Raw genomic sequence first — 22,755 nt, forward strand, 5'->3', positions numbered from 1 at the left:
AGCCCAGTTCTCGTGCCTCTCCCGCACCGAACCGGCTCTCGCACCCCATACCCGACCAGCTCCGCGGACCCCACCGGCCCGGTGCTCATACCTCTCCCGCACCGGACCGGTTCTCGCACCCCCACCGGCCCGGTCCCACGCGGGCCCCGCACAGCCCGGTTCTCGTACCTCTCCCGCAACGGACCGGTTTGCGCGCCCCACACCGGACCAGCCCTCGCGCCCCGCCCAGCCCAGTGCTCGTGCCTCTCCCACCGGACCGGCTCTCGCACCCCACACCGGACCAGCCCTCGCGCCCCCACCGACCCGGTTCTCGTGCTTCTCCCACACCGGACCAGCCCTCGCGCCCCGCCCAGCCCAGTGCTCGTGCCTCTCCCACCGGACCGGCTCTCGCACCCCACACCGGACCAGCCCTCGCGCCCCCACCGACCCGGTTCTCGTGCTTCTCCCACACCGGACCAGCCCTCGCGCCCCACTGGGCCGGTCGGCGCGGGCTTCCATGGGACCGGTCCGCACAAGGCCTCCTGCCCGCGAGACCCTTCGTCGGCCTCGTCCGGTGCGGTCAGGAACCCGCTGGGTCCTCGACCGGAGCCGCCGCCCCCCGGTCCAGCGCGGTCAGGGCGCGCTGGGCGATGGGGTGAGTGCGGACGAGGTCGCCCAGAGAGGTCGAGCCCTGGGTGATGTCCCGGAAGGCCTTCCACGCGGGGCGGAAGCCGGTGAGGGCCGCGTGGAAGAGGCCGGGACGCTTCTCGAACACGGAAAGCATCCGCTTGCCGACGCTCATCTCGACGCCGAGCCCGGCCTTGATCGCGAACGCGTAGTTCAGGGCCTGGCGGCGGGTGTCCACCGCGTCGTGCGCCTCGGCGATGCGCACCGCCCACTCCCCCGCCAGCCGGCCCGAGCGCAGCGCGAAGGAGATGCCCTCGCGGGTCCACGGCTCCAGCAGTCCGGCCGCGTCACCGCAGACCAGCACCCGGCCCCGGGACAGCGGCGAGTCGTCGGCACGGCAGCGGGTCAGATGTCCGGAGGAGACGGCCGGCTCGAAGCCGGACAGGCCGAGGCGGGCGATGAAGTCCTCCAAGTACCGCTTGGTGGCGGCGCCTTCACCGCGCGCGGAGATCACGCCGACCGTCAGGGTGTCGCCCTTGGGGAACACCCAGCCGTAACTGCCCGGCATCGGGCCCCAGTCGATGAGCACCCGTCCCTTCCAGTCCTCGGCGACCGGCTCCGGGACCGGGATCTCCGCCTCCAGGCCGAGGTCCACCTGGTCCAGCTTCACCCCGACGTGCGCCCCTATGCGGCTGGCGCTGCCGTCGGCGCCGACGACCGCGCGGGCCAGCACCGTCTCACCGCCCTGCAGGACCACGGCGACCGTACGCCGGTCGGGCACCGCCGAGCCGTGCTGCTCGACCCGCTGCACCGTGACGCCCGTACGCAGCTCGGCGCCCGCCTTCTGGGCGTGCTCGACCAGCTGCTGGTCGAACTCGGGCCGGTTGATCAGACCGAACAGCATCTGCTTGGAGCGGCGGGTGCGGGTGAAGCGGCCGTTGTTCGAGAAGGTGACCGCGTGCACCCGGTCGCGGAAGGGCAGCTCGAAGCCGGGTGGCAGCGCGTCGCGCGAGGGGCCGATGATGCCGCCGCCGCAGGTCTTGTAGCGCGGCAACTCGGCCTTCTCCAGCAACAGCACGCGCCGGCCCGCGACCGCCGCCGCGTAGGCCGCCGAGGCCCCTGCGGGTCCCGCGCCCACCACGACGACGTCCCACACCCGCTCCACGTCGTCCGCCGAAGAGTTCTCGCCGCTCACGATGGTCTACCGCTCCGATCAAGCCGCTGCCGTAGTGTCCCCCGCATCCTACGGCGGCCATCGCCGCAGGCCGCTGTGGGAGTATCGGAGGCACATACCCTGTTCAAGCTGTGCAACGTCGCACCCACGAGGAGCGTGCCCATGTCGTCGAATCCGGTCGCCGAGACCGTCGCCTCGCTGCTGCCCAGAGCGAAGGCGGAGCTGACCGAACTGGTCGCCTTCAAGTCGGTGGCGGACTTCACGCAGTTCCCGAAGAGCGAGAGCGAGGGCGCCGCGAACTGGATCGCCGACGCGCTGCGCGCCGAGGGATTCGTCGACGTGGCCCTGCTCGACACCCCGGACGGAACGCAGTCCGTCTACGGCTACCTGCCGGGCCCGGAGGGCGCCAAAACGGTTCTCCTCTACGCGCACTACGACGTGCAGCCGCCGCTGGACGAGGCCGGCTGGACCACCCCGCCGTTCGAGCTGACCGAGCGCGACGGCCGCTGGTACGGCCGCGGGGCCGCCGACTGCAAGGGCGGCGTGATCATGCACCTGCTCGCGCTGCGCGCCCTGAAGGCGAACGGCGGCGTCCCGGTGAACGTCAAGGTGATCGTCGAGGGCTCCGAGGAGCAGGGCACCGGCGGCCTGGAGCGGTACGCCGAGGAGCACCCGGAGCTGCTGGCGGCCGACACCATAGTCATCGGCGACGCGGGCAACTTCCGCGTCGGCCTGCCGACGGTGACCACCACGCTGCGCGGCATGACCCTGGTCCGGGTGCGGATCGACACCCTCGCGGGCAATCTGCACTCCGGCTCCTTCGGCGGCGCCGCCCCGGACGCGCTCGCCGCACTGATCCGCGTGCTGGACTCGCTGCGGGCCGAGGACGGCACGACGACGGTCGAGGGGCTGGACTCCACGGGGACGTGGGACGGCCTGGAGTACCCCGAGGAGCAGTTCCGCGCGGACGCCAAGGTGCTCGACGGCGTCGGGCTGATCGGCAACGGCACGGTCGCCGACCGCGTCTGGGCCCGCCCGGCCGTCACCGTCCTCGGCATCGACTGCCCGCCGGTCGTCGGCGCCACCCCGTCCGTGCACTCCAGCGCCCGCGCGCTGGTCAGCCTGCGGGTGCCGCCGGGCGTGGACGCGGGGCAGGCGAGCAAGCTGCTGGAGGCCCACCTCACGGCGCACACCCCGTGGGGCGCCCGGGTCACCACCGAGCAGATCGGCCAGGGCCAGGCCTTCCGCGCCGACGCCTCCAGCCCGGCCTACCAGGCGATGGCCGACGCGATGGCGGTCGCCTACCCGGGCGAGACCATGCAGTACGCCGGTGAGGGCGGCTCCATCCCGCTGTGCAACACCCTCGCCGGCCTGTACCCGCAGGCGGAGATCCTGCTCATCGGCCTGAGCGAGCCGGAGGCGCGGATCCACGCGGTCAACGAGAGCGTGTCTCCCAGGGAGCTGGAGCAGCTGTCGATCGCCGAGGCGCTCTTCCTGCGCAACTACGCGGGCTGATCCCTTCTGCCCGTGGCAGAGCGCCCTCGCCTCGGGCGGGGGCGCCGCCTACGGTCGGCGCATGGACGTCATCGAACTGCTCCCTCGGCTCCACCTCCTGCGCTTCCCCGTCGGCCAGGCCTATCTCTGGCGTGATGACGACGGGTGGACGCTGATCGACGCGGGCCCGATCGGTGCCGGCCGCGCCATCGCCGAGGCGCTCGGGGCGCTGGGGCACGCACCCGGGGACGTACGGCGGATCGTGCTGACCCACTTCCACGAGGACCACGTGGGCGGGGCGGGCGAGTTCGCGGCGCTGAGCGGCGCGGAGGTACTGGCCCATGATCTCGACGCGCCGTTCGTGCGAGGTGAACTCCAGGGCCCGCCACCCCGTTTCGAGGAGTGGGAGCTGCCCATCCACGCGGAGGTCGCCCGGCATCTGCCCAAGGGCACACCGGTGCCCCCGGCCGCGGTCACCGGTGTGGCCGACGGCGATGTGCTGGGCTTCGGCGGCGGCGCCCGGGTGATCCCCGTACCGGGGCACACGGACGGCAGCATCGCCCTGTTCCTGCCGGACGAGCGGGTGCTGTTCACCGGGGACACGGTGGCGGCCTCACCGGTCGACGGCACGGTGATCCCGGGCGTCTTCAACCTCGACCGGCCCCAACTCCTCGCCTCTGTCGTCCGGTTGGCCGAGCTGGACGCGGAGGTGGCGTGCTTTGGACACGGGGACGCCGTGGTGGGAGGGGCCGCCGCCGCACTGCGCAAGGTCGCGAACACCCACTGACCAGTGGGGGGCGGCCGTAACCCCGGCACACCGCACCACTTCCCAGGTCGGCCGGACAACCACCAGCCCGCAGACGCAGGTCAGCCGACGGGTACGCCCGCCTCCAGATACAGCGCGGTCCCCCGCTCTCGGGCCCGCAGCGCCCAGCGCAGCCGCTCGTAGCGGACCGGCGGCAGCAGCTCGGCGGCCTCCTGCTCGCTGGCGAAACGCCAGCCGCGCAGCTCCGGGCCCGGCAGCAGCACCCGGGACGCCTCGCCGGTCTCCAGCCGGCCGCCGTCGAACAGCAGCCGCAGCCCGCCGAAGCCGGGCGGCACCGGCCGTTCCCAGTCCACGACGAGCAGCCGGGGCACCTCCCGCAGCCGTATCCCGGTCTCCTCGGCGACCTCGCGCATTCCGGCGCGGGCCGGTGCCTCGCCGCGCTCGACGACGCCGCCGGGGAACTCCCAGCCGGGCTTGTAGGTGGGGTCCACGAGGAGCACCCGGTCGCGCTCGTCGAAGAGCAGCACCCCGGCGGCCAGGGTCTCGGCAGTCGGCTCGGGGGTCTGCACGATGTCGCAGGGCGGTACGGCACCGCTGCCGACGGCGTCGGCGATGCGGACGGCGGTGGCGTACGGGGTGAGGGCGCTGGTGTCCACGAGGTGGGCGTCGGCGGTCAGCCAGGAGGCGAGGGCGGCGCGGTAGGGCTCGATGTGGTCGGAGGACCACTGCCGCACCCGTATCTCGCCGTCGGGCAGGTCCGGCGGGATCTCCCGCCCGGCCATCCGCTCACGCAGGATCGTTTCAGCCGGGGCGAGCAGCAGATGGTGCACGGGGATCCTGCGGGCGGCGAGGCCGCCGAAGATCTCGTCGCGGTACTCCTGGCGGAGCAGGGTCATCGGTACCACGAGCGTCCCGCCCAGTTCGGCGAGCATCGCGGCCGCCGTGTCGATCACGAGCCGGCGCCAGATCGGCAGGTCCTGGAAGTCGCCGACCTCGGCGAGGCGCTTGGCCGGCAGCAGGTGCCTCAGCCCCGCGCCGATGACCTCGGGGTCGAAGAGCGTGCTGTTCGGGATCAGCTCGATCAGTTCCCGTGCGGTGGTGGTCTTCCCCGCACCGAACGCGCCGTTGATCCAGACGACGGTCACGGACTCCCCCTCTTGTGTCGGCCCCCTGAGGCTTGCCCGCTCCACCCTGCCACGGAAACCCCGCCCCGGTGAGGGCGCCGGAACGGCAGTGCCGGTGCCCGCTGAGGTGGGGACACCGGCACGCGTGCCGTGGGCCGTGGGCCGTGGGCCGTGGGCCTACTCCTGGCCGCCGAGCGCGTTGTCGTCTACGGCGAAGCTGTCCTGGCCGGCCAGGTGACCGGCCGAGTCGAGGGTGTCCGAGACCTTGAGGTCCTTGAGGGGTCTCTGGTCCGCCGCGTGGGAGGGGGTGACGGCAGCCACGACGAATCCGGTGGCCAGGGTGGCGATGGCGAGCATGCTGCGCTTCTTCATGCACTGACCAACTGCGGATCCGGCCAGGGGTCACGCGGATACCCGCGAGCGGACGACCGGCGTCACGTCCGGGCGGGAAGGCCGGGGTTACGTCCGGGGAGAACCGGGGGACGCCCGGCGGAAGACGGGGGGACGCCCTGCGTGAAAGCCGGAGAACGCCCGGCGGAAGCCCGGAGGACGCCCGGCGCGGAAGCCGAGGGCCCGGCGGAAGCCCGGAGCATCGCCCGTGCGAAGGCCAGGGAACGCCGGGCGGAAGACGGGAGCAACGCCCAGCGGAAGACCAGAGCAACGCCCGGCGCGAAAGCCAGAGGAACGACCGACGGAAGACCAGAGCAACGCCCGGCGCGAAAGCCAGAGGAACGACCGACGGAAGACCAGAGCAACGCCCGGCAGGACCAGGTACGCCAGCAGGAGGGTGCATCGAGAAGTCCGGCGCTCACCTCCACCTCGAGGCACAGGGCGACGCGGCGGCGGTGCGCAACGTCAGCGCCGCCACGTTCGGTCTGGTCGGCACGCCGTCCGTCGAGGCCAGAACGGGTGCGGGCTGCGGGGGCCGCGCGCTCTCGGCTCAGGGCACCCCGAGCGTGTCACGTGCCCGCCGTGCCGCGAGCACGTGCCGGACTGGCACCCGCGGCTCGCCGACCGGCTGGAGCGGGTGGCCGGGCGGCCGGGAGCCATCGCCGACCGGGCCCGGGTGCGGCGAGCAGCCGCCCAACGCCGCGATCCGGCACGGCGGTTCTCGGCGGCGAGAGGATGCGGCCCCGTCGAAACCCGCTGGTCCGCTCCCGCATGGGGCCGGTATCGTCCGAGGTCCCGGCCCTCCCGCTCCTGTGGCAGGCCCCGACCAGAATTGCGACATCATGACCAGCCGGCCCCCGACGACGACCCTCTGGCGACCGACAGGCCCCAAGGAGCTGGAGCTGGTCCGCGCGCTCGACTGGCGGGCCTGGCCGCCCCGGCTTCCGGAGCAGCCGATCTTCTACCCGGTCCTCAACGAGGACTACGCGATCCGCATCGCCCGGGACTGGAACGTCAGGCACGACGGCGCCGGCTTCGTGACCCGCTTCGAGGTCGACACGGAGTTCCTCGGCCGCTATCCGGTCCGCCAGGCCGGCGGTGAGACGATCCTCGAACTGTGGGTCCCGGCGGAGGAGCTCGACGAGTTCAACGCCCATATCGTCGGCCGTATCGAAGTCGTGCGGGAGTTCCGGTGAGCGAGCTCGCCGCCTGCCACGCCGGAGGCGACCGCATCGAGGACGTCCGGCGCTCCGGCGACCGGCTCCTGCGCACCGCGGCCGGCCTGTCCGACGCGGGACTCCGCGCACCGTCCGAGCTGCCCGGCTGGACACGCGCCCATGTGCTCGCCCATGTCGCCCACAGCGTCGACGCCTATGTGTGGCTCATGCGGCTCGCGCACACCGGCCGCGAACCGGGTCCGCGCGCGAACACGGCGACGCTGTCCGCGGCGATCGAGCGGGACGCGGCCCTGTCCGCCGACCGGCTTCTGGCCCGGCTGCGGGAGAGCCTGGACCGGTTCACGGCGCAGACGCGCGAGATGCCGGCCCCCGCCTGGGACCGTCCGGTCGCGGCACTGGCCGGCTGGCGGCACCCGGCCTGGTACATCCTGCTGCGCTGCCTGCGGGAGTTGGAGACCCACCACCTCGACCTGGGCCTCGGCCATGGCACCGAGCAGTGGCCCGACAGCTATGTCTCCTGGGCGCTGGACGACACCCTCTCCACGCTGCGCACCCAGGGGTTTCCGCTCGCCTCGGTGACGGCCGTGGATCTCGGCCGGCGCTGGTCCATGGCGGCGGAGGGGCCCTCGGTCGCCGGGGCCGGGCACCAGGTGCTCGGCTGGCTCAGCGGCCGGACTCCGGCCGGCGTGCTGACGACGGACAGCCCGGCCCCTCTCCTCCCCGCCCCGCCCGCCTGGCCCCAGCCTCCGCTGCCCGGCTGGGGCCGCGTCGACGACGAGGGGTGAGCCCCGGAAGCGCACACTTCCGAACGCACGACAGGAGCGACTGCGCCAAACGGCCCTGCCATCCCCGCTTCTGACAGCATATCGAACAGTCGGGACGCACCTCTTCCAACACAGTCCGACACGTCCTACCGTAATCGCGCACAGCTGACACATGCATGACGCCCAGGCGCCGCCCTGTCGTCAGCCACCATTCGCGAGTCGGAGGAACGTCAACGATGCGTCACCCTCACACCCGCACGACCCGCCACACCCGCACAACCCGCCGGAGAGTCGCGGGAGCACTCACCGCAGGCCTGCTGTGCGCGGCGGGCCTCGCCGGCCCCGCGCTGGCGGCCCCCGTCCAAAGCCCGGCCGCTCCCGCCCTGGCCGACGGTCTCGCCCTTACTCCGCCCATGGGCTTCAACAACTGGAACTCCACGCACTGCCGCGCGGACTTCAACGAGAGCATGGTCAAGGGCATCGCCGACCTCTTCGTGGCGAAGGGCCTGAAGGACGCCGGCTACCAGTACGTCAACCTGGACGACTGCTGGGCCCTGCCGCAGCGCGACGCCGACGGCAAGCTGGTGCCCGATCCGGCCCGCTTCCCGAACGGCATCAAGGCCGTCGCCGACTACGTCCACTCCAAGGGGCTCAAACTCGGCATCTACACCAGCGCCGGGACCAAGACCTGCAACAGCGCGGGCTTCCCCGGCGCGCTCGGCCACGAGTACAGCGACGCCCAGCAGTTCGCCGACTGGGGCGTGGACTACCTGAAGTACGACAACTGCAACAACCAGGGCGTGGACGCCGAGCAGCGGTACACCACCATGCGGGACGCGCTCAAGGCGACCGGTCGGCCCATCGTCTACAGCATCTGTGAATGGGGCCAGAACAAGCCCTGGAAGTGGGCGTCGGACGTAGGTCACCTGTGGCGGACCACCGGTGACATCAGCGACAGCTGGTCCTCGATGCTGTCGATCCTGAAGCAGAACCTGCCGCTCGCGCCGTACGCCGGACCCGGCCACTGGAACGACCCCGACATGCTGGAGGTCGGCAACGGCGGCATGACGGACACCGAGTACCGCTCGCACTTCTCCCTCTGGTCGGTCATGGCCGCGCCGCTGCTGATCGGCACCGATCTGCGCAAGGCCTCCCAGGGAACCCTCGACATCCTGGACAACAAGGAGGTCATCGCCGTCGACCAGGACCCGCTGGGCAAGCAGGGCACGGACGTCTCCTCGGCGGGCGGACGCTGGATCATCGCCAAGGAGATGAGGGACGGCAGCCGCGCGGTCGCCCTGTTCAACGAGTCCGGCACCGCGCAGCGGATCGCCACCACCGCGTCCGCCGTCGGCCTGCCCGACGCCACCGCGTACACCCTGCGGGACCTGTGGCAGCACAAGAGCTACAACACCGCCGGCACCATCGCGGCCACCGTCCCCGCCCACGGCACGGTCCTGCTGCGCGTCTCGGCCGACCCGCGCTGGGCCACGCACCCGCCCGCCGCCGAACTGGGCCTGGACGGCAGCTCGTTGCTGGAGGCGGGTACACCGGCGACGCTGACCAGCACCGTCACCGACCTCGGCCGCACTCCGGCGCGCCAGGTGTCCGTGTCCCTGACCGGCCCCGACGGGTGGACCGTACGGCCCTCGTCGCCGGCCACGGCCGCCGCCCTCGCCACCGGCAGCACCCTGCGCACCGGCTGGACCGTCACCGCGCCGGCCGGCACACCGACCGGCTCCTACGGCCTCACCCTCCAAGCGCGTTACCTCTCACCGGCCGGACAACGCGTCACCAGCACCCTTTCACTGACCGCGTCCGTCGTCGTGCGGCCGCCCGCCGGGACGTCGTACCTCAGCGACCTGCCCTGGCTGTCGGCGACCAGCGGCTGGGGGTCGGTGGAGCGCGACACCAGCAACGGGGAGAGCGCCGCAGGCGACGGCCACCCGATCACCCTCGGCGGCACCGTGTACGCGAAGGGCCTCGGCGTCCACGCCCTGAGCGACGTCTCCTTCTACACCGGCAAGGCCTGCAGCAAGGTCAGCGCGGACGTCGGCGTCGACGACGAGAAGGGCACTCAGGGCACCGTCACCTTCGAGATCTGGGCCGACGGCACGAAGGTCGCCTCGACCGGCGTGCTGACCAATGCGATGCCCGCCCAGCCCCTCACCGCCGACGTCACCGGCGCCCAGGTGGTCCGCCTGGTCGTCACCGACGCGGGCGACGGCATCGACTCGGACCACGCGGACTGGGCAGACGCACGCGTGAGTTGCTGACCGTGCGGCTGCGGGCCGTCACGCCCGGCCAGGGCGCGGATCCAGGTGGGGCGGCTGCGACTCCCCCGGGGGCGCAGGGCCGTGTCTGCTATGCGGCTCCGCCGCGCGGGCGCGACCAGCCCACCCCACTCCACATCCGCGCCTGGCAGACGGCCCGCAGCACCACGGCGCCGCCCGGCGGCACCTCCGGCGAGCAGCGCTACCGCTCAAACCCCCGCCGTCGCGTCCGGCCGCCGAGCCAGCGCCGCGGCCGCCGCGCCGACCAGCCCCGCGTCCGTACCCATCTGCGCGGGAACGACCCGCAGGCGCTGGACGAAGGACAGCGTGGCGTAGTCGCCGAGTGCCTTGCGCAGGGGGGTGAAGAGGATGTCGCCCGCCTTGCCGACGCCGCCGCCGATCACGGCGATGTCGATCTCGACCAGGGTCGCGGTGGCCGCGATGCCGGCGGCCAGCGCCTGTGCCGCACGCTCGAAGGAGGCCACCGCGACCGGGTCGCCCTCGCGGGCGGCGGCGGCCACGGCGGCGGCCGAGGTGTCGCCACCGGGGCCGGGACGCCAGCCCTGGTCCAGGGCGCGGCGGGCGATGTTCGGGCCGCTCGCGATCCGCTCCACGCAGCCGCGCGAGCCGCACGGGCACGGGTCGCCGTCGAGGTCGACGCTGATGTGGCCGATGTGCCCGGCGTTGCCGGTCGGCCCGGGGTGCAGCCGGCCGTTCAGGACCAGGCCGCCCCCGACGCCGGTCGACACGACCATGCACAGCGCGTTGTCGTGGCCGCGGGCGGCGCCCTGCCAGTGCTCGGCCGCCGTGATCGCGACGCCGTCGCCGATCAGCTCGACCGGCAGTCCACCGGTGGTCGCGCGCACCCGCTCGACCAGCGGGAAGTCCCGCCAGCCCGGCACGTTCACCGGACTGACCGTGCCCGCCGAGGCGTCCACCGGGCCGGCGCTGCCGATGCCGACGGTGTCGGCGCGTTCCCACAGCGGCGACCCGGCGAGGTCGCCGAGGACCTCCTCGACGGCCCGCATGACTGTTTCGCCGTCCTGCTGGGCGGGCGTGCCGCGCTGGGCCCGCGCCAGTATCCGTCCGTCGCCGTCCACCAGCGCGCCGGCGATCTTGGTGCCGCCGATGTCCAGGGCCGCCACGAGGTCGGTGTGCATCAGAGTCAGATCTCCCCGTCGAAGCTTGAGAACCAAGGACACGCAGGCCAGTCACACGTGGGGCGCAGGCCGACAGACAGCAGTGGACAGTCTCTCGCGCATCTGACAACGTTGTCCAGGCTCTATGCTCGACGCCACATCCTCATACAAACCACGGATCGGCGCATCACCCGGGGCGTACGACCCCGTGCGCACCGGCGCACCACCCCGGACGCACCGGTTCCGTGACCGGACGACAAGACGGACGACAGGACAGGACGCCGCATCGTGCCCGAGACCACCCGCCGCACAGACAGCCTTTCCGGCACCCGTTACGGCAACCGCCCGACCATGAAGGACGTGGCGGCGCGGGCCGGGGTCGGCCTGAAGACGGTCTCCCGGGTGGTCAACGGCGAGCCCGGTGTCACCCCGGACACCGAGCGCCGGGTGCAGGAGGCGATCGACGCGCTGGGCTTCCGCCGCAACGACAGCGCCCGGGTCCTGCGCAAGGGCCGTACCGCGAGCATCGGGCTGGTCCTGGAGGACCTCGCCGACCCCTTCTACGGCCCGCTCAGCCGCGCCGTCGAGGAGGTGGCCCGGGCCCACGGCGCGCTGCTGATCAACGGCTCCAGCGCCGAGGACCCGGAGCGCGAGCAGGAGCTGGCGCTGGCCCTGTGCGCACGGCGGGTGGACGGTCTCGTGGTGATCCCGGCCGGGGACGACCACCGCTATCTCGAACCGGAGATCAGGGCGGGCGTGGCGACCGTGTTCGTGGACCGTCCGGCCGGGCGCATCGACGCCGACGTGGTCCTCTCCGACAACTACGGCGGTGCCCGGGACGGCGTCGCCCATCTCATCGCCCACGGCCACCGCCGGATCGGCTTCATCGGCGACATGCCGCGCATCCACACCGCCGCCGAGCGGCTGCGCGGCTACCGTGCGGCCATGGAGGACGCGGGGATACCGGTCGAGGAGGCCTGGATGTCCCTCGGGCAGACGAATCCGGAGCGGGTGCGCCGGGCGGCGGAGGAGATGCTCTCCGGTCCCGCCCCCGTCACCGCGATCTTCGCGGGCAACAACCGGGTGACGGTCACCGTGATCCGGGTGCTGGCCGAGCAGTCCCGCCGGGTCGCCCTGGTCGGCTTCGACGACATCGAGCTGGCCGATCTGCTCCAGCCGGGCGTCACGGTCGTCGCCCAGGACGCGGCCGCCCTGGGCCGTACCGCCGCCGAGCGCCTGTTCCGTCAGCTGGACAGCGGCCTCGTCGCACCGGAGCGCATCGAACTGCCCACCCGGCTGATCACGCGCGGCTCGGGCGAGCTACCGCCGGCCGACTGAGCCGCCCGTGCGCCCCGTTCCTCTGTCGTCCGCTGCCCTGTCCGCCTGGTCGATGTGTGGCGCGCAGGGTACGGGGCAGCCGTGCCCGCCCTCGGGCTGGGACCGGTTCGCTGCCGCTACTTGGCGGAGGCCGTCAGGTCGCCCCGGCGGGGAGCGGCGAAGCCTTCCAGGTCGGCGCGGGTCAGGCCGGTGAGGCGGGCGACTTCGGCGATGTCGAGGGCGCCGCAGTCCAGGCCGCGCAGCAGATAGCCGCTGAGGGCCTTGGCGGTGGCAGGCTCGTCCATGACGTCGCCGCCGGCCCGGTTGGCGTAACGGGCGAGGCGGCCGGCGGCCTGTTCGAAGCCCTCGCGGTAGAAGGCGAAGACGGCGGCGTAGCGGGTCGGGATGTGGCCGGGGTGCATGTCCCAGCCCTGGTAGTAGGCGCGGGCGAGGGCGCGGCGGGTGAGGCCGTAGTGCAGCCGCCAGGCGTCGTGGACCTTCTCGGTCGGGCCGACGGGCAGGACGTTGGTCGAGCCGTCGGAGACGCGCACCCCGGTGCCCGCCGCCGCGACCTGCATGATCGCCTTGGCGTGGTCGGCGGCGGGGTGGTCGCTGGCCTGGTATGCGGCGGAGACCCCGAGGCAGGCGCTGTAGTCGAAGGTCCCGTAGTGCAGCCCGGTGGCGCGGCCCTCGGCGGCCTGGATCATCCGGGCGACGGTGGCGGTGCCGTCGGTGGCGAGGATGGACTGGCTGGTCTCGACCTGGATCTCGAAGCCCAGCCGCCCGGCGTCCAGGCCGTGCACCTTCTCGAAGGCCTCCAACAGCCGCACGAACGCGCTGACCTGCTCCGGGTACGTGACCTTGGGCAGGGTGAGGACCAGGCCCTCGGGCAGCCCGCCCGCATCGATCAGGCCGGTGAGGAAGACGTCGAGGGTGCGGATGCCCCGGTCGCGTACCGCCGCCTCCATGCACTTCATGCGGATGCCCATGTACGGCGCCGCCGTGCCGTTCGCGTACGCCTCCGCGATCAGCCGGGCCGCGCGGGCCGCCGCCTGGTCCTCCTCGGCGTCGGGGCGGGGGCCGTAGCCGTCCTCGAAGTCGACGCGCAGGTCTTCGATCGGCTCGCGTTCCAGCTTGGCGCGGACGCGGGAGTGGACCGGCTCGGCCAGCTCGTCCGAGAGGCCCAGGACGGCCGCGAAGGAGGCGGCGTCGGGGGCGTGTTCGTCGAGGGCGGCGAGGGCCTGGTCGCCCCAGGAGCGGATGGTGTCGGCGGCGAAGGCGTCACCGGGGACGTAGACGGTGTGGACGGGCTGCCGGGTGCCGGGGTCCCCGGGGTAGCGGCGCTCCAGCTCCGCGTCCACCGGCGCGAGGGAGGCGCTGACCTCCTCGCTCACGGCACCCGCGAGGCTCGTCGCCACCTTCTCCTGCTGCCCCATCCCACACCCTCCAATTTTCCGCAGTACGGAATCAACAATCCGTAGAATGAAGTTATCCGGGTGGTTCTCGCTGGTCAACACCCCGTCCGGACCGTGGTCGGGGTCCGGCGGATCGTCACCAGGATGCACCGAGGCCCCGGTGACCGCGTCGGTCACCGGGGCCTCGGACGTGCCTGAGTGAGGCTCAGCCCTTGCGGGCCTTGATCTCCTCGGTCAGCTGCGGGACGACGTCGAAGAGGTCGCCGACGACGCCGTAGTCGACCAGCTCGAAGATCGGGGCCTCGGCGTCCTTGTTGACGGCCACGATCGTCTTGGAGGTCTGCATACCGGCACGGTGCTGGATGGCGCCGGAGATGCCGTTGGCGATGTACAGCTGCGGCGAGACCGACTTACCGGTCTGGCCGACCTGGTTGGTGTGCGGGTACCAGCCGGCGTCGACGGCGGCACGCGAGGCACCGACGGCCGCGCCGAGGGAGTCGGCGAGCGCCTCGATGATCGAGAAGTTCTCCGCGCCGTTGACACCACGGCCGCCGGAGACCACGATCGCGGCCTCGGTCAGCTCCGGGCGGCCCGTGGACTCGCGCGGGGTGCGGGCGGTGACCTTGGTGCCGGTCGCCTGGTTCGAGAAGGTCACGGCGAGGGCCTCGACCGCACCGGCGGCCGGGGCGGCCTCGACGGCGGCCGAGTTCGGCTTGACCGTGATGACCGGGGTGCCCTTGATGACACGGGACTTGGTGGTGAAGGACGCGGCGAAGACCGACTGGGTGGCCACCGGGCCCTCGTCGCCGGCCTCCAGGTCGATGGCGTCGGTGATGATGCCGGAACCGATGCGCAGCGCCAGACGGGCGGCGATCTCCTTGCCCTCGGCGGAGGACGGGACCAGCACGGCGGCCGGGGAGACGGCCTCGTGGGCGGCCTGCAGGGCGTCCACCTTCGGCACGACCAGGTAGTCGGCGTACTCGGAGGCGTCGTGGGTGAGAACGCGGGTCGCACCATGCTCGGCGAGCGTGGCGGCGGTGTCGGCGGCGCCGTTGCCCAGCGCGACGGCGACGGGCTCGCCGATGCGGCGGGCCAGGGTCAGCAGCTCGAGGGTGGGCTTGCGGACGGCACCGTCCACGTGGTCGACGTAGACGAGGACTTCAGCCATGGGAATGCTCTCCTGCGAAACGGAAGGTGAGGGGCGGTCAGCGGGGGCGAGCCCTTAGATGAACTTCTGGCTCGCGAGGAACTCAGCGAGCTGCTTGCCGCCCTCGCCCTCGTCCTTGACGATGGTGCCGGCCGTGCGCGCCGGGCGCTCGTTCGCGGCCTCGACCGTGGTGAACGCGCCGTCCAGGCCGACCTCTTCGGCCTCGATGTCCAGGTCGGACAGGTCCCAGGACTCCACCGGCTTCTTCTTGGCGGCCATGATGCCCTTGAAGGACGGGTAACGCGCCTCGCCCGACTGGTCGGTCACGGAGACGACCGCCGGAAGCGAGGCCTGGAGCTGCTCGGAGGCGGCGTCGCCGTCACGGCGGCCCTTCACGACGCCGTCCTCGACGGAGACCTCGGACAGCAGGGTGACCTGCGGGACGCCGAGACGCTCGGCGACCAGCGCCGGTACGACACCCATGGTGCCGTCGGTGGAGGCCATGCCGGAGACGGCCAGGTCGAAGCCGGCCTTCTCGATCGCCTTGGCCAGGACCAGGGAGGTGCCGATGGCGTCGGTGCCGTGCAGGTCGTCGTCGGCGACGTGGATGGCCTTGTCGGCACCCATGGACAGGGCCTTGCGGAGCGCGTCCTTGGCGTCCTCGGGGCCGATGGTCAGGACGGTGACCTCGGCGTCGTCCGCGTTCTCCGCGATCTGGAGGGCCTGCTCGACCGCGTACTCGTCCAGCTCGGAGAGCAGACCGTCCACGTCGTCGCGGTCGACGGTCAGGTCATCGGCGAAGTGCCGGTCGCCAGTGGCGTCGGGCACGTACTTCACAGTGACAACGATCCTCAAGCTCACGCCGGCTCTCCTACTGCATCGTCATTTCCGGGCTGCCTCTTGCACGCAGCATAGGCGCCTCAAGCGGCCGATCCCGGTCGGGGCGTCCGCGCGCTCCGACCGAAATATTACTCGTCAGTACATCCAGTTCATGCCCGCTAAGCAAGCGCTTTGAACTGTGACCTTCGCAACGCAGCGTAACCGGAACTCGACGGCTTCGCAGGCGAGGCGGACGTGATCAATCCCGCAGACCGTTGAAGCGGCCCTGGTGGTAGAGGAGCGGGCGGCCGGCGCCCGTGGGATCGCCCAGGACGACCTCGGCGAGCACGATCCGGTGATCACCGGCCGGGACCCGGCCGGTGATCCGGCAGACCAGCCAGGCGAGCACCTCGTCGAGCACCGGTACGCCTTCCGGGCCCTCGCGCCAGGCGGTGGGCGCGCCGAAGCGGTCGGCGCCGCTGCGGGCGAAGGTGGCGGCGAGCTCGCTCTGGTGCTCGCCGAGTATATGGACGCCGATGTGGTCCGTCTCGGCTATCGCGGGCCAGCTGGAGGCGCCCGTGCCGATGCCGAAGGAGACGAGCGGGGGCTCGGCGGAGACCGAGGTGAGGGAGGTGGCGGTGAAGCCGACCGGGCCGGAGGCACCACGCGCGGTGATCACCGCCACACCGGCGGCGTGCCGGCGGAAGGTGGAGCGCAACAGGTCGGGCGAGGCGAGCTGAACAGTGCCGAGGTCGGGCGAGGCCGTCATGGAGTTGTCCTTCTGGTGGAGTTCGCGAGGTGGGCCGTCGGGTCTCAACAGCCCGGACAGATGGCGCTCGCGGTGCGGGCGAGGTCGACATGGACCCGCCCATGGAGAAGGAGTTCGGTCGGCATACGGTCAGGCTGACGATAGTTGGTGCGCCCAGTCAAGCACGGTCCGGGATGCGGAAGACCTCGTACCGTGCCCTGAGGGCCCTTCACCGTGCCCTGAGGGCCCTTCACCGTGCCCTGAGGGCCCCTCACACAGCCTCGCCCAGTGCCGCGATGACGTCGGCCTTGCGGGGCTGTCCCGTGGCACGCCGTACGACCCGTCCGTCGGCGTCGAGGACCAGCACGGTGGGCGTCTTCAGGATTTCCAGGTCGCGTACGAGGTCCAGCCGGGCCTCGGCGTCGATCTCGATGTGAGTCACCCCGGGGACCATTCCGGCGACCTCGCCGAGGACACGCCGGGTGGCCCGGCAGGGCGCGCAGAAGGCGCTGGAGAACTGGACCAGCGTGGCCCGCTCACCGAGGTCGCCACCCAACTCGACGGCGCCCAGCCGCTTGTCCTCGTCCCGCCCGCGCACCCGTACCCTCCCGCTCCGCCGCTTGTGCAGCACTCCGAAGGCGCTCGCCACGACGAGCACCGCCACGCACACCACCGCTCCGTTCATCATCTGCCCAAGCATTCATCAGACTGCAAAGATTCCCGCCTCCCGTCGCGGTTTCCGTTGCGGAATGCTGGCTTCATGGACATCGACGTGAGAGGGCCGCGCTTCGGAGCGGCCGTGACGACGGCCGTTCTGGCCGTGGCACTGATCCTGCAGAACTCCTGGGTACTGGGCTGGCAGACAGTGGTGTTCGCGGTGGGCGCGGCCGCGGGCGTGCAGCGTTCGCCGTACGGCTGGGCGTTCCGTACGGCGGTACGGCCGCGGCTCGGCCCGCCGAAGGAGTTCGAGGCGCCGGAGCCGCCGCGGTTCGCGCAGGCCGTGGGTCTGGTGTTCGCGGGGCTCGGTCTCGTCGGGTTCACGCTGGGACCGCAGTGGCTGGGACTGGCCGCGACCGGCGCGGCGCTCGCCGCCGCTTTCCTGAACGCGGCGTTCGGCTACTGCCTGGGGTGCGAGATGTTCCTGCTTCTGAAGAGGGCCACCGTACGGGCGGAGTAAAAGACCCTTGAAGATCCAAGGTGGGATGTAGGCCGACGTGACGAGAATCTCGCCGCCGCCGGGCACCAGGGCTGGCTACCCGTCCGTTCTTCGGGCACGATCTGCGAGACGCCGTAAACCTACGGCTGCGTAACTTTCCCGCCGGGAGCCTCCCTTTCCCGAGCAGAGCAGAAAGGGTCCGTCCCGCCCATGGCAGAACTGGTCTACCGTCCCGTCATCGGATTCGCCAAGACGATGTTCAAGGTCTGGGACCTGAAGATCGACTGCCAGGGGTCGGAGAACATCCCGCGCTCGGGCGGCGCCGTGCTGGTGAGCAATCACATCAGCTATCTGGACTTCATCTTCAACGGCCTGGCGGCCCTGCCGCAGAAGCGCCTGGTGCGCTTCATGGCGAAGGAGTCCGTCTTCCGCCACCGCATCTCCGGTCCGCTGATGCGCGGCATGAAGCACATCCCGGTGGACCGCAAGCAGGGTGAGGCGGCCTACGCGCACGCGCTGGACTCGCTGCGCTCCGGTGAGGTGGTCGGTGTCTTCCCGGAGGCCACCATCTCGCAGTCGTTCACCCTGAAGAGCTTCAAGTCCGGTGCGGCCCGGCTCGCCCAGGACGCCGGTGTCCCGCTGATCCCGATGGCGGTGTGGGGCACCCAGCGGCTGTGGACGAAGGGCCACCCGCGCAACTTCAGGCGCAACCACCTGCCCGTCACCATCCGCGTCGGCGAGCCGGTCGAGGCACCCCGCGACCAGTACGCGGGCGCCATCACCCGCCGGCTGCGCGAGGGCGTCCAGGAACTACTGGAGGCCGCGCAGCGCGCCTACCCGGGCCGCCCCAAGGACTCCACGGACTCCTGGTGGCTACCGGCCCATCTGGGGGGCACGGCACCGACTATGGAGCAGTTGCGGGCGGCCGACGCGCTGTGACCTGCGGCGCCTTGGCCGGGGGGCTTGGCGGGCTTCTTCGGCTGCCGGCCGGTGGGGGCTGGTCGCGCAGTTCCCCGCGCCCCTAGGGGGCTTCAGAGCCGTCGGTTTCCGGTGAGCGACACCCGGGCGACGGCCGTTGCTTGGCGTCAGAGTGCGTCAGGGAGCGTCTTCCACAGGTACGGCCGGTCCGGGGCCGCCTTCAGGGCATCGAGGACGACCGGGTGCGGTTCGGCGTACAGGACCGGATAGTCCAGCTCACCGGCCGCGGGGTCGGGGATCCAGGCCAGCCGTTCGCCGTCCAGGGAGAACCGGGCGTCCACGCCAGGCTTGTTGCCGCGCGGGTCCTGGCGGTGCCAGGCGCCGTGGAACCGGACGGCGACCAGACCGTGCACGGCATGGCCGCCCTCGTCGTCCGTCAGCCTCTGATAGCAGAGGGCCGTGGGGATGTCCTCGGCACGCAGCAGAGCGGCCAGCGCATGGGCTTTGGCGTAGCAGATGCCGGTGCCCAGGGCGAGCACGTCGGAGGCGCGCCAGGTGACGCGCAGGTCCCCGGAGTCCTGGGAGTGCGGGATGGTGTCCCGGACGAATTCGTAGGCGGCCTGCGCATAGGCATACGAGTGGGCCGCGCTGGCGGCCAGCCGATCGGCCGTCTCGCGGACCACGGGATGGTGATGGTCGATGACCTCGTCAGCGGCCAAGTACGCAGACAGATCGGCGGTGTTCTGGATCAGCTCCATGCCCGCAGAGCATAGGAACGCGATCGCCCGACAGTCAATGACTTTTCGAGCGACCGCATACCTATGCACGCGAGGCGACTAGCGCGCCATCTCCTCCTTGAGCGCGGCCACGAACGTGTCGACGTCCTCCTCGGTGGTGTCGAACGAGCACATCCAGCGCACCACTCCGGCGGCCTCGTCCCAGAAGTAGAACCGGAAGCGCTTCTGCAGGCGCTCGGAGACGTCGTGCGGGAGCTTGGCGAAGACGCCGTTGGCCTGCACCGGGTAGAGAATCTCCACGCCGTGCACCGCGCGCACGCCCTCGGCGAGCCGCTGGGCCATCTCGTTGGCGTGCCGGGCGTTGCGCAGCCACAGGTCCTTCGCCAGCAGCGCCTCCAGCTGCACCGAGACGAAGCGCATCTTGGAGGCGAGCTGCATCGACAGCTTCCGCAGGTGCTTCATCCGCCGCACCGCATCCTGGTTGAGGACCACGACGGCCTCGCCGAAGACGGCGCCGTTCTTGGTCCCGCCCAGCGAGAGGATGTCGACCCCGACCGCGCTCGTGAAGGTCCGCATGGGCACGTTCAGCGAGGCGGCCGCGTTGGCGATCCGGGAGCCGTCCAGGTGCACCTTCATGCCGTGCCCATGGGCGTGCTCGCAGATCGCGCGGATCTCGGCCGGCGTGTAGAGGGTGCCCAGCTCCGTGCTCTGGGTGATCGAGACGACCTGCGGCATGGCACGGTGCTCGTCCTCCCAGCCCCAGGCCTGCCGGTCGATCAGCTCGGGCGTGAGCTTGCCGTCCGGCGTGGGCACGGTGAGCAGCTTCAGGCCGCCCATGCGCTCGGGCGCGCCGCCCTCGTCCACGTTGATGTGGGCGCTCTCGGCGCAGATCACCGCGCCCCAGCGGTCGGTGACCGCCTGGAGCGCGACCACGTTCGCGCCGGTGCCGTTGAACACCGGGAAGGCCTCCGCGGTGGCCCCGAAGTGGCTGCGGATGATCCGCTGGAGGTTCTCGGTGTACTCGTCCTCGCCGTAGGCCACCTGGTGGCCGCCGTTGGCGAGGGCCAGGGCGGCCAGCACCTCGGGGTGGGCCCCGGCGTAGTTGTCACTGGCGAAACCGCGGACCTCGGGGTCGTGATGGCGACGCGCGTCGGTCTTGGGAGGGTTCACGGCTTCTCGGTCAGCCACAGACGGTTTCCGTTCACTTCCGCGGCGGGCTTGCTCCAGACGCCCTCGATGGCCTCGGCGAGGTCCTTGACGTCCGTGAAGCCCGCGAACTTCGCGTTGGGGCGTTCGGCGCGCATCGCGTCGTGCACCAGCGCCTTCACCACCAGGATGGCAGCAGCCGCCCGCGGACCGGCCTCGCCCCCCGCCTTGCGGAAGCCGTCGGCCATGGCCAGCGTCCACGCCTCGGCGGCGGCCTTGGCCGCGGAGTACGCCGCGTTGCCCGCGGTGGGCTTCGACGCGCCGGCGGCGCTGATCAGCAGGTAGCGGCCGCGGTCGCTGCGCTGCAGGCCGTCGTAGAAGGCCAGGGAGGTGTGCTGCACCGTGCGGATCAGCAGCTTCTCCAGCAGGTCCCAGTCGGCGACGCTCGTCTCCGCGAAGGTCGCGCTGCCGCGCCAGCCGCCGACCAGGTGGACCAGACCGTCGATCCGGCCGTGCTCCTTCTCGATGCGATCGGCCCAGGCACGGGTCGAGTCCAGGTCGAGCAGGTCGACCGTCTCGCCGGTGACCGTGGCACCGCCGCGCGCGTAGCGGGCCGCGTCCACGGCCTCCGCCAGGCGCTCGGGGTTGTTGTCGGCGCCGACCACGACCGCGCCGGCCTCGGCGAGCCGGACCAGGGCCGCGTGTCCGGCGGGACCGCCCGCGCCGGCCACCGCGATCACCGCACCGCTGAGAGACCCGTTGTTCGCCACGTTCTTCCCCTCTGAAGCAGTGTTCTCGTTGAGGCGGTCGCTCACGCGGCGATCCGCTCGGCGCTGTCCGCCGTGATGCCCTTGGTGGAAGCGATCACATTCTTCAGCTTCTTCGACAGGGCCTCGTAGAACATGCTCAGCGGAAACTCGTCCGGAAGCACGTCGTCCACGAGCTTGCGCGGCGGCTGGGTCAGGTCCAGGGCGTCCGGGCCCTTGGCCCACTTGGAGCCGGGGTGCGGGGCGAGGTAGGTGGCGACCAGTTCGTAGCCGGCGAACCAGTGCACCAGCTTCGGGCGGTCGATGCCGTCCTTGTAGAGCTGCTCGATCTCGGCGCACAGCTGGTTGGTGACCTGCGGGGCGCGCTCCCAGTCGATGGAGAGCTTGTTGTCGGTCCACCGGACGACGTCGTGCTTGTGCAGGTAGGCGAAGAGCAGCTGGCCGCCGAGGCCGTCGTAGTTGCGGACGCGGTCGCCGGTGACCGGGAAGCGGAACATCCGGTCGAAGAGCACCGCGTACTGCACGTCACGGGCCTGCGGGACGCCGTCCGCCTGCAGCTTCACGGCCTCCTTGAAGGCGGTGAGGTCGCAGCGCAGCTCCTCCAGGCCGTACATCCAGAACGGCTGGCGCTGCTTGATCATGAACGGGTCGAACGGCAGGTCGCCGTGGCTGTGGGTGCGGTCGTGGACCATGTCCCAGAGCACGAAGGCCTCTTCGCAGCGCTTCTGGTCGTGGACCATCGCGGCGATGTCCTCGGGCAGCTGAAGGCCGAGGATGCCGACGGCGGCGTCGGTCACCCGGCGGAAGCGGGCGGCCTCGCGGTCACAGAAGATGCCACCCCAGGAGAAACGTTCCGGCGCCTCGCGTACGGCGATGGTCTCCGGGAAGAGGACGGCCGAGTTGGTGTCGTAGCCGGACGTGAAGTCCTCGAAGGTGATGCCGCAGAACAGCGGGTTGTCGTAGCGGGTGCGCTCCAGCTCGGCCAGCCAGTCGGGCCAGACCATGCGCAGCACGACCGCCTCCAGGTTGCGGTCCAGGTTGCCGTTCTGCGTGTACATCGGGAAGACGACCAGGTGCTGCAGGCCGTCCGCACGGTTCGCGGCGGGCTGGAAGGCGAGCAGGGAGTCCAGGAAGTCCGGCACCTGGAAGCCGCTCTCGGCCCAGCGGTGCAGATCCTTCACCAGCGCCTGGTGGTAGGCCGCGTCGTGCGGGAGCAGCGGGGACAGCTGCTCGACCGCGTCGACGACACGCCGTACGACGGCCTCGACGTCCGCCCTGGCCGGGGCGCCCTCGGCCTCGAAGTCGATCGATCCGTCCTTCGACTGCCATGGCCGGATCTGCTCCACGGCATCCTTGAGCACGGGCCAGGCCGGGTGCTCAACCACCCTGGTCGACGAAGGAATGTGTCCCTCCGCACCCGTCTGCACAAGAATTTCCGTCATGTCCCATCCTCCACGGGAGAAGCTCAAGTAGGGACACCGTATGCATACCCGGTTTCAGCCAGCAAGAGGCAGCTCGGGAAATCTTTCTGTCCTTTCCCTTGGTCACCGACATTTTTCCTGCACCAAACCGTGACGGCGCTCACTTCCGTCGAGCACCCGCCCCCCGCGCGGTAGCCATCCGGGAGGTCAAAGGGCGGAGACTCGCCCGCCACAGGGTGACGGCAGGGGCGTGCAC

The 22,755-nt window shown here is 71.6% G+C and carries 22 protein-coding genes; 8 read left to right on the plus strand and 14 right to left on the minus strand.

The annotated features are described in order from the left end of the window. Positions 1–559: 559 nt before the first annotated feature. Positions 560–1,801 carry a geranylgeranyl reductase family protein gene (locus tag ACFYOH_RS24425; protein ID WP_388628998.1) on the minus strand — a complete coding sequence of 414 codons (1,242 nt, stop codon included), beginning with the start codon at positions 1,799–1,801 and terminating at the stop codon, positions 560–562. 141 nt (positions 1,802–1,942) lie between these two features. Between ACFYOH_RS24425 and ACFYOH_RS24430 the strand changes: the two genes are divergently transcribed. Both ACFYOH_RS24430 and ACFYOH_RS24435 read left to right on the plus strand, forming a co-directional pair. After that, entirely contained in the window at positions 1,943–3,295 is a 1,353-nt protein-coding gene (locus ACFYOH_RS24430) for a dipeptidase (RefSeq protein WP_388629001.1), read from the plus strand. 61 nt (positions 3,296–3,356) lie between these two features. Continuing rightward, complete coding sequence (locus ACFYOH_RS24435; protein ID WP_388629004.1) at positions 3,357–4,061, plus strand: MBL fold metallo-hydrolase; 705 nt, start codon at positions 3,357–3,359, stop codon at positions 4,059–4,061. Between the two features lie 80 nt (positions 4,062–4,141). Here ACFYOH_RS24435 and ACFYOH_RS24440 read toward each other — a convergent pair whose 3' ends face one another. Both ACFYOH_RS24440 and ACFYOH_RS24445 read right to left on the minus strand, forming a co-directional pair. After that, on the minus strand, positions 4,142–5,185 hold the full coding sequence (locus ACFYOH_RS24440; RefSeq protein WP_388629007.1) for an NUDIX domain-containing protein: 1,044 nt from the start codon (positions 5,183–5,185) through the stop codon (positions 4,142–4,144). Between the two features lie 156 nt (positions 5,186–5,341). Beyond that, positions 5,342–5,536 carry a hypothetical protein gene (locus ACFYOH_RS24445; RefSeq protein WP_388629010.1) on the minus strand — a complete coding sequence of 65 codons (195 nt, stop codon included), beginning with the start codon at positions 5,534–5,536 and terminating at the stop codon, positions 5,342–5,344. 860 nt (positions 5,537–6,396) lie between these two features. Here ACFYOH_RS24445 and ACFYOH_RS24450 point away from each other — a divergent pair. From ACFYOH_RS24450 to ACFYOH_RS24460, 3 genes are all read left to right on the plus strand, one after another. After that, positions 6,397–6,750, plus strand: coding sequence for a hypothetical protein (locus ACFYOH_RS24450; protein ID WP_388629013.1), 354 nt, complete (start codon positions 6,397–6,399; stop codon positions 6,748–6,750). Further along, entirely contained in the window at positions 6,747–7,517 is a 771-nt protein-coding gene (locus tag ACFYOH_RS24455) for a maleylpyruvate isomerase family mycothiol-dependent enzyme (protein WP_388629016.1), read from the plus strand. Before ACFYOH_RS24450 ends, ACFYOH_RS24455 begins: the two co-directional genes overlap by 4 nt. A gap of 215 nt (positions 7,518–7,732) precedes the next feature. Further along, complete coding sequence (locus ACFYOH_RS24460; protein ID WP_388629019.1) at positions 7,733–9,772, plus strand: NPCBM/NEW2 domain-containing protein; 2,040 nt, start codon at positions 7,733–7,735, stop codon at positions 9,770–9,772. A 206-nt stretch (positions 9,773–9,978) separates the two neighbouring features. Here the strand turns inward: ACFYOH_RS24460 and ACFYOH_RS24465 are convergent, their stop codons facing one another. Then, complete coding sequence (locus ACFYOH_RS24465) at positions 9,979–10,929, minus strand: ROK family protein (protein WP_388629021.1); 951 nt, start codon at positions 10,927–10,929, stop codon at positions 9,979–9,981. A 267-nt stretch (positions 10,930–11,196) separates the two neighbouring features. On the opposite strand from ACFYOH_RS24465, the gene ACFYOH_RS24470 reads away from it, so the two are divergent. Beyond that, positions 11,197–12,246 (plus strand): LacI family DNA-binding transcriptional regulator, encoded by a 1,050-nt coding sequence (locus tag ACFYOH_RS24470; RefSeq protein ID WP_388629024.1) that lies wholly within the window; start codon positions 11,197–11,199, stop codon positions 12,244–12,246. Positions 12,247–12,362: 116 nt separating this feature from the next. Here the strand turns inward: ACFYOH_RS24470 and ACFYOH_RS24475 are convergent, their stop codons facing one another. The 6 genes from ACFYOH_RS24475 to ACFYOH_RS24500 all read right to left on the minus strand — a co-directional run bounded on the left by ACFYOH_RS24475 (position 12,363) and on the right by ACFYOH_RS24500 (position 17,039). Then, the gene (locus ACFYOH_RS24475) at positions 12,363–13,661 is read right to left on the minus strand and encodes a DUF6986 family protein (protein ID WP_388629027.1); all 1,299 of its coding nucleotides are present in this window, start codon (positions 13,659–13,661) and stop codon (positions 12,363–12,365) included. Between the two features lie 184 nt (positions 13,662–13,845). Further along, positions 13,846–14,808 carry an electron transfer flavoprotein subunit alpha/FixB family protein gene (locus ACFYOH_RS24480; RefSeq protein WP_388629030.1) on the minus strand — a complete coding sequence of 321 codons (963 nt, stop codon included), beginning with the start codon at positions 14,806–14,808 and terminating at the stop codon, positions 13,846–13,848. A gap of 54 nt (positions 14,809–14,862) precedes the next feature. After that, complete coding sequence (locus ACFYOH_RS24485; RefSeq protein ID WP_388629032.1) at positions 14,863–15,648, minus strand: electron transfer flavoprotein subunit beta/FixA family protein; 786 nt, start codon at positions 15,646–15,648, stop codon at positions 14,863–14,865. Between the two features lie 217 nt (positions 15,649–15,865). Next, positions 15,866–16,375: a flavin reductase family protein gene (locus ACFYOH_RS24490; protein WP_388629035.1), complete on the minus strand. Its 510-nt coding sequence runs from the start codon at positions 16,373–16,375 to the stop codon at positions 15,866–15,868. Positions 16,376–16,419: 44 nt separating this feature from the next. Further along, positions 16,420–16,500 carry a putative leader peptide gene (locus ACFYOH_RS24495; protein ID WP_351617915.1) on the minus strand — a complete coding sequence of 27 codons (81 nt, stop codon included), beginning with the start codon at positions 16,498–16,500 and terminating at the stop codon, positions 16,420–16,422. Positions 16,501–16,625: 125 nt separating this feature from the next. Continuing rightward, entirely contained in the window at positions 16,626–17,039 is a 414-nt protein-coding gene (locus ACFYOH_RS24500; RefSeq protein ID WP_388629277.1) for a TlpA family protein disulfide reductase, read from the minus strand. 75 nt (positions 17,040–17,114) lie between these two features. Here ACFYOH_RS24500 and ACFYOH_RS24505 point away from each other — a divergent pair, with 75 nt between their 5' ends. Together ACFYOH_RS24505 and ACFYOH_RS24510 are read left to right on the plus strand one after the other, a co-directional pair. Further along, positions 17,115–17,531: a DUF4395 domain-containing protein gene (locus tag ACFYOH_RS24505; protein WP_388629038.1), complete on the plus strand. Its 417-nt coding sequence runs from the start codon at positions 17,115–17,117 to the stop codon at positions 17,529–17,531. Between the two features lie 189 nt (positions 17,532–17,720). After that, positions 17,721–18,449, plus strand: a complete 729-nt coding sequence (locus tag ACFYOH_RS24510) for a lysophospholipid acyltransferase family protein (RefSeq protein WP_388629041.1) — start codon at positions 17,721–17,723, stop codon at positions 18,447–18,449. Between the two features lie 146 nt (positions 18,450–18,595). Here the strand turns inward: ACFYOH_RS24510 and ACFYOH_RS24515 are convergent, their stop codons facing one another. The 4 genes from ACFYOH_RS24515 to ACFYOH_RS24530 form a co-directional block, all read right to left on the minus strand. Further along, positions 18,596–19,186, minus strand: coding sequence for a transglutaminase domain-containing protein (locus ACFYOH_RS24515; RefSeq protein ID WP_388629044.1), 591 nt, complete (start codon positions 19,184–19,186; stop codon positions 18,596–18,598). Between the two features lie 78 nt (positions 19,187–19,264). Further along, entirely contained in the window at positions 19,265–20,335 is a 1,071-nt protein-coding gene (locus ACFYOH_RS24520) for a threonine aldolase family protein (RefSeq protein ID WP_388629047.1), read from the minus strand. Beyond that, positions 20,332–21,126 carry an SDR family NAD(P)-dependent oxidoreductase gene (locus ACFYOH_RS24525; protein ID WP_388629050.1) on the minus strand — a complete coding sequence of 265 codons (795 nt, stop codon included), beginning with the start codon at positions 21,124–21,126 and terminating at the stop codon, positions 20,332–20,334. The genes ACFYOH_RS24520 and ACFYOH_RS24525 overlap by 4 nt, the downstream gene beginning before the upstream one ends. Further along, positions 21,123–22,520 carry a DUF6421 family protein gene (locus tag ACFYOH_RS24530; RefSeq protein WP_388629053.1) on the minus strand — a complete coding sequence of 466 codons (1,398 nt, stop codon included), beginning with the start codon at positions 22,518–22,520 and terminating at the stop codon, positions 21,123–21,125. Before ACFYOH_RS24530 ends, ACFYOH_RS24525 begins: the two co-directional genes overlap by 4 nt. Between the last annotated feature and the right edge of the window lie 235 nt (positions 22,521–22,755).

Origin of the sequence: Streptomyces sp. NPDC007856, assembly GCF_042868225.1 — a bacterium.
Lineage (GTDB): Bacteria > Actinomycetota > Actinomycetes > Streptomycetales > Streptomycetaceae > Streptomyces.

Coding starts and splice junctions, on each gene's coding strand:
- ACFYOH_RS24495 (WP_351617915.1), bottom strand. CDS start 16,500: ATGCCGACCGAACTCCTTCTCCATGGGCGGGTCCATGTCGACCTCGCC.
- ACFYOH_RS24465 (WP_388629021.1), bottom strand. CDS start 10,929: ATGCACACCGACCTCGTGGCGGCCCTGGACATCGGCGGCACCAAGATC.
- ACFYOH_RS24510 (WP_388629041.1), top strand. CDS start 17,721: ATGGCAGAACTGGTCTACCGTCCCGTCATCGGATTCGCCAAGACGATG.
- ACFYOH_RS24460 (WP_388629019.1), top strand. CDS start 7,733: ATGCGTCACCCTCACACCCGCACGACCCGCCACACCCGCACAACCCGC.
- ACFYOH_RS24435 (WP_388629004.1), top strand. CDS start 3,357: ATGGACGTCATCGAACTGCTCCCTCGGCTCCACCTCCTGCGCTTCCCC.
- ACFYOH_RS24500 (WP_388629277.1), bottom strand. CDS start 17,039: ATGAACGGAGCGGTGGTGTGCGTGGCGGTGCTCGTCGTGGCGAGCGCC.
- ACFYOH_RS24430 (WP_388629001.1), top strand. CDS start 1,943: ATGTCGTCGAATCCGGTCGCCGAGACCGTCGCCTCGCTGCTGCCCAGA.
- ACFYOH_RS24530 (WP_388629053.1), bottom strand. CDS start 22,520: ATGACGGAAATTCTTGTGCAGACGGGTGCGGAGGGACACATTCCTTCG.
- ACFYOH_RS24505 (WP_388629038.1), top strand. CDS start 17,115: ATGGACATCGACGTGAGAGGGCCGCGCTTCGGAGCGGCCGTGACGACG.
- ACFYOH_RS24480 (WP_388629030.1), bottom strand. CDS start 14,808: ATGGCTGAAGTCCTCGTCTACGTCGACCACGTGGACGGTGCCGTCCGC.
- ACFYOH_RS24475 (WP_388629027.1), bottom strand. CDS start 13,661: ATGGGGCAGCAGGAGAAGGTGGCGACGAGCCTCGCGGGTGCCGTGAGC.
- ACFYOH_RS24445 (WP_388629010.1), bottom strand. CDS start 5,536: ATGAAGAAGCGCAGCATGCTCGCCATCGCCACCCTGGCCACCGGATTC.
- ACFYOH_RS24450 (WP_388629013.1), top strand. CDS start 6,397: ATGACCAGCCGGCCCCCGACGACGACCCTCTGGCGACCGACAGGCCCC.
- ACFYOH_RS24515 (WP_388629044.1), bottom strand. CDS start 19,186: ATGGAGCTGATCCAGAACACCGCCGATCTGTCTGCGTACTTGGCCGCT.
- ACFYOH_RS24490 (WP_388629035.1), bottom strand. CDS start 16,375: ATGACGGCCTCGCCCGACCTCGGCACTGTTCAGCTCGCCTCGCCCGAC.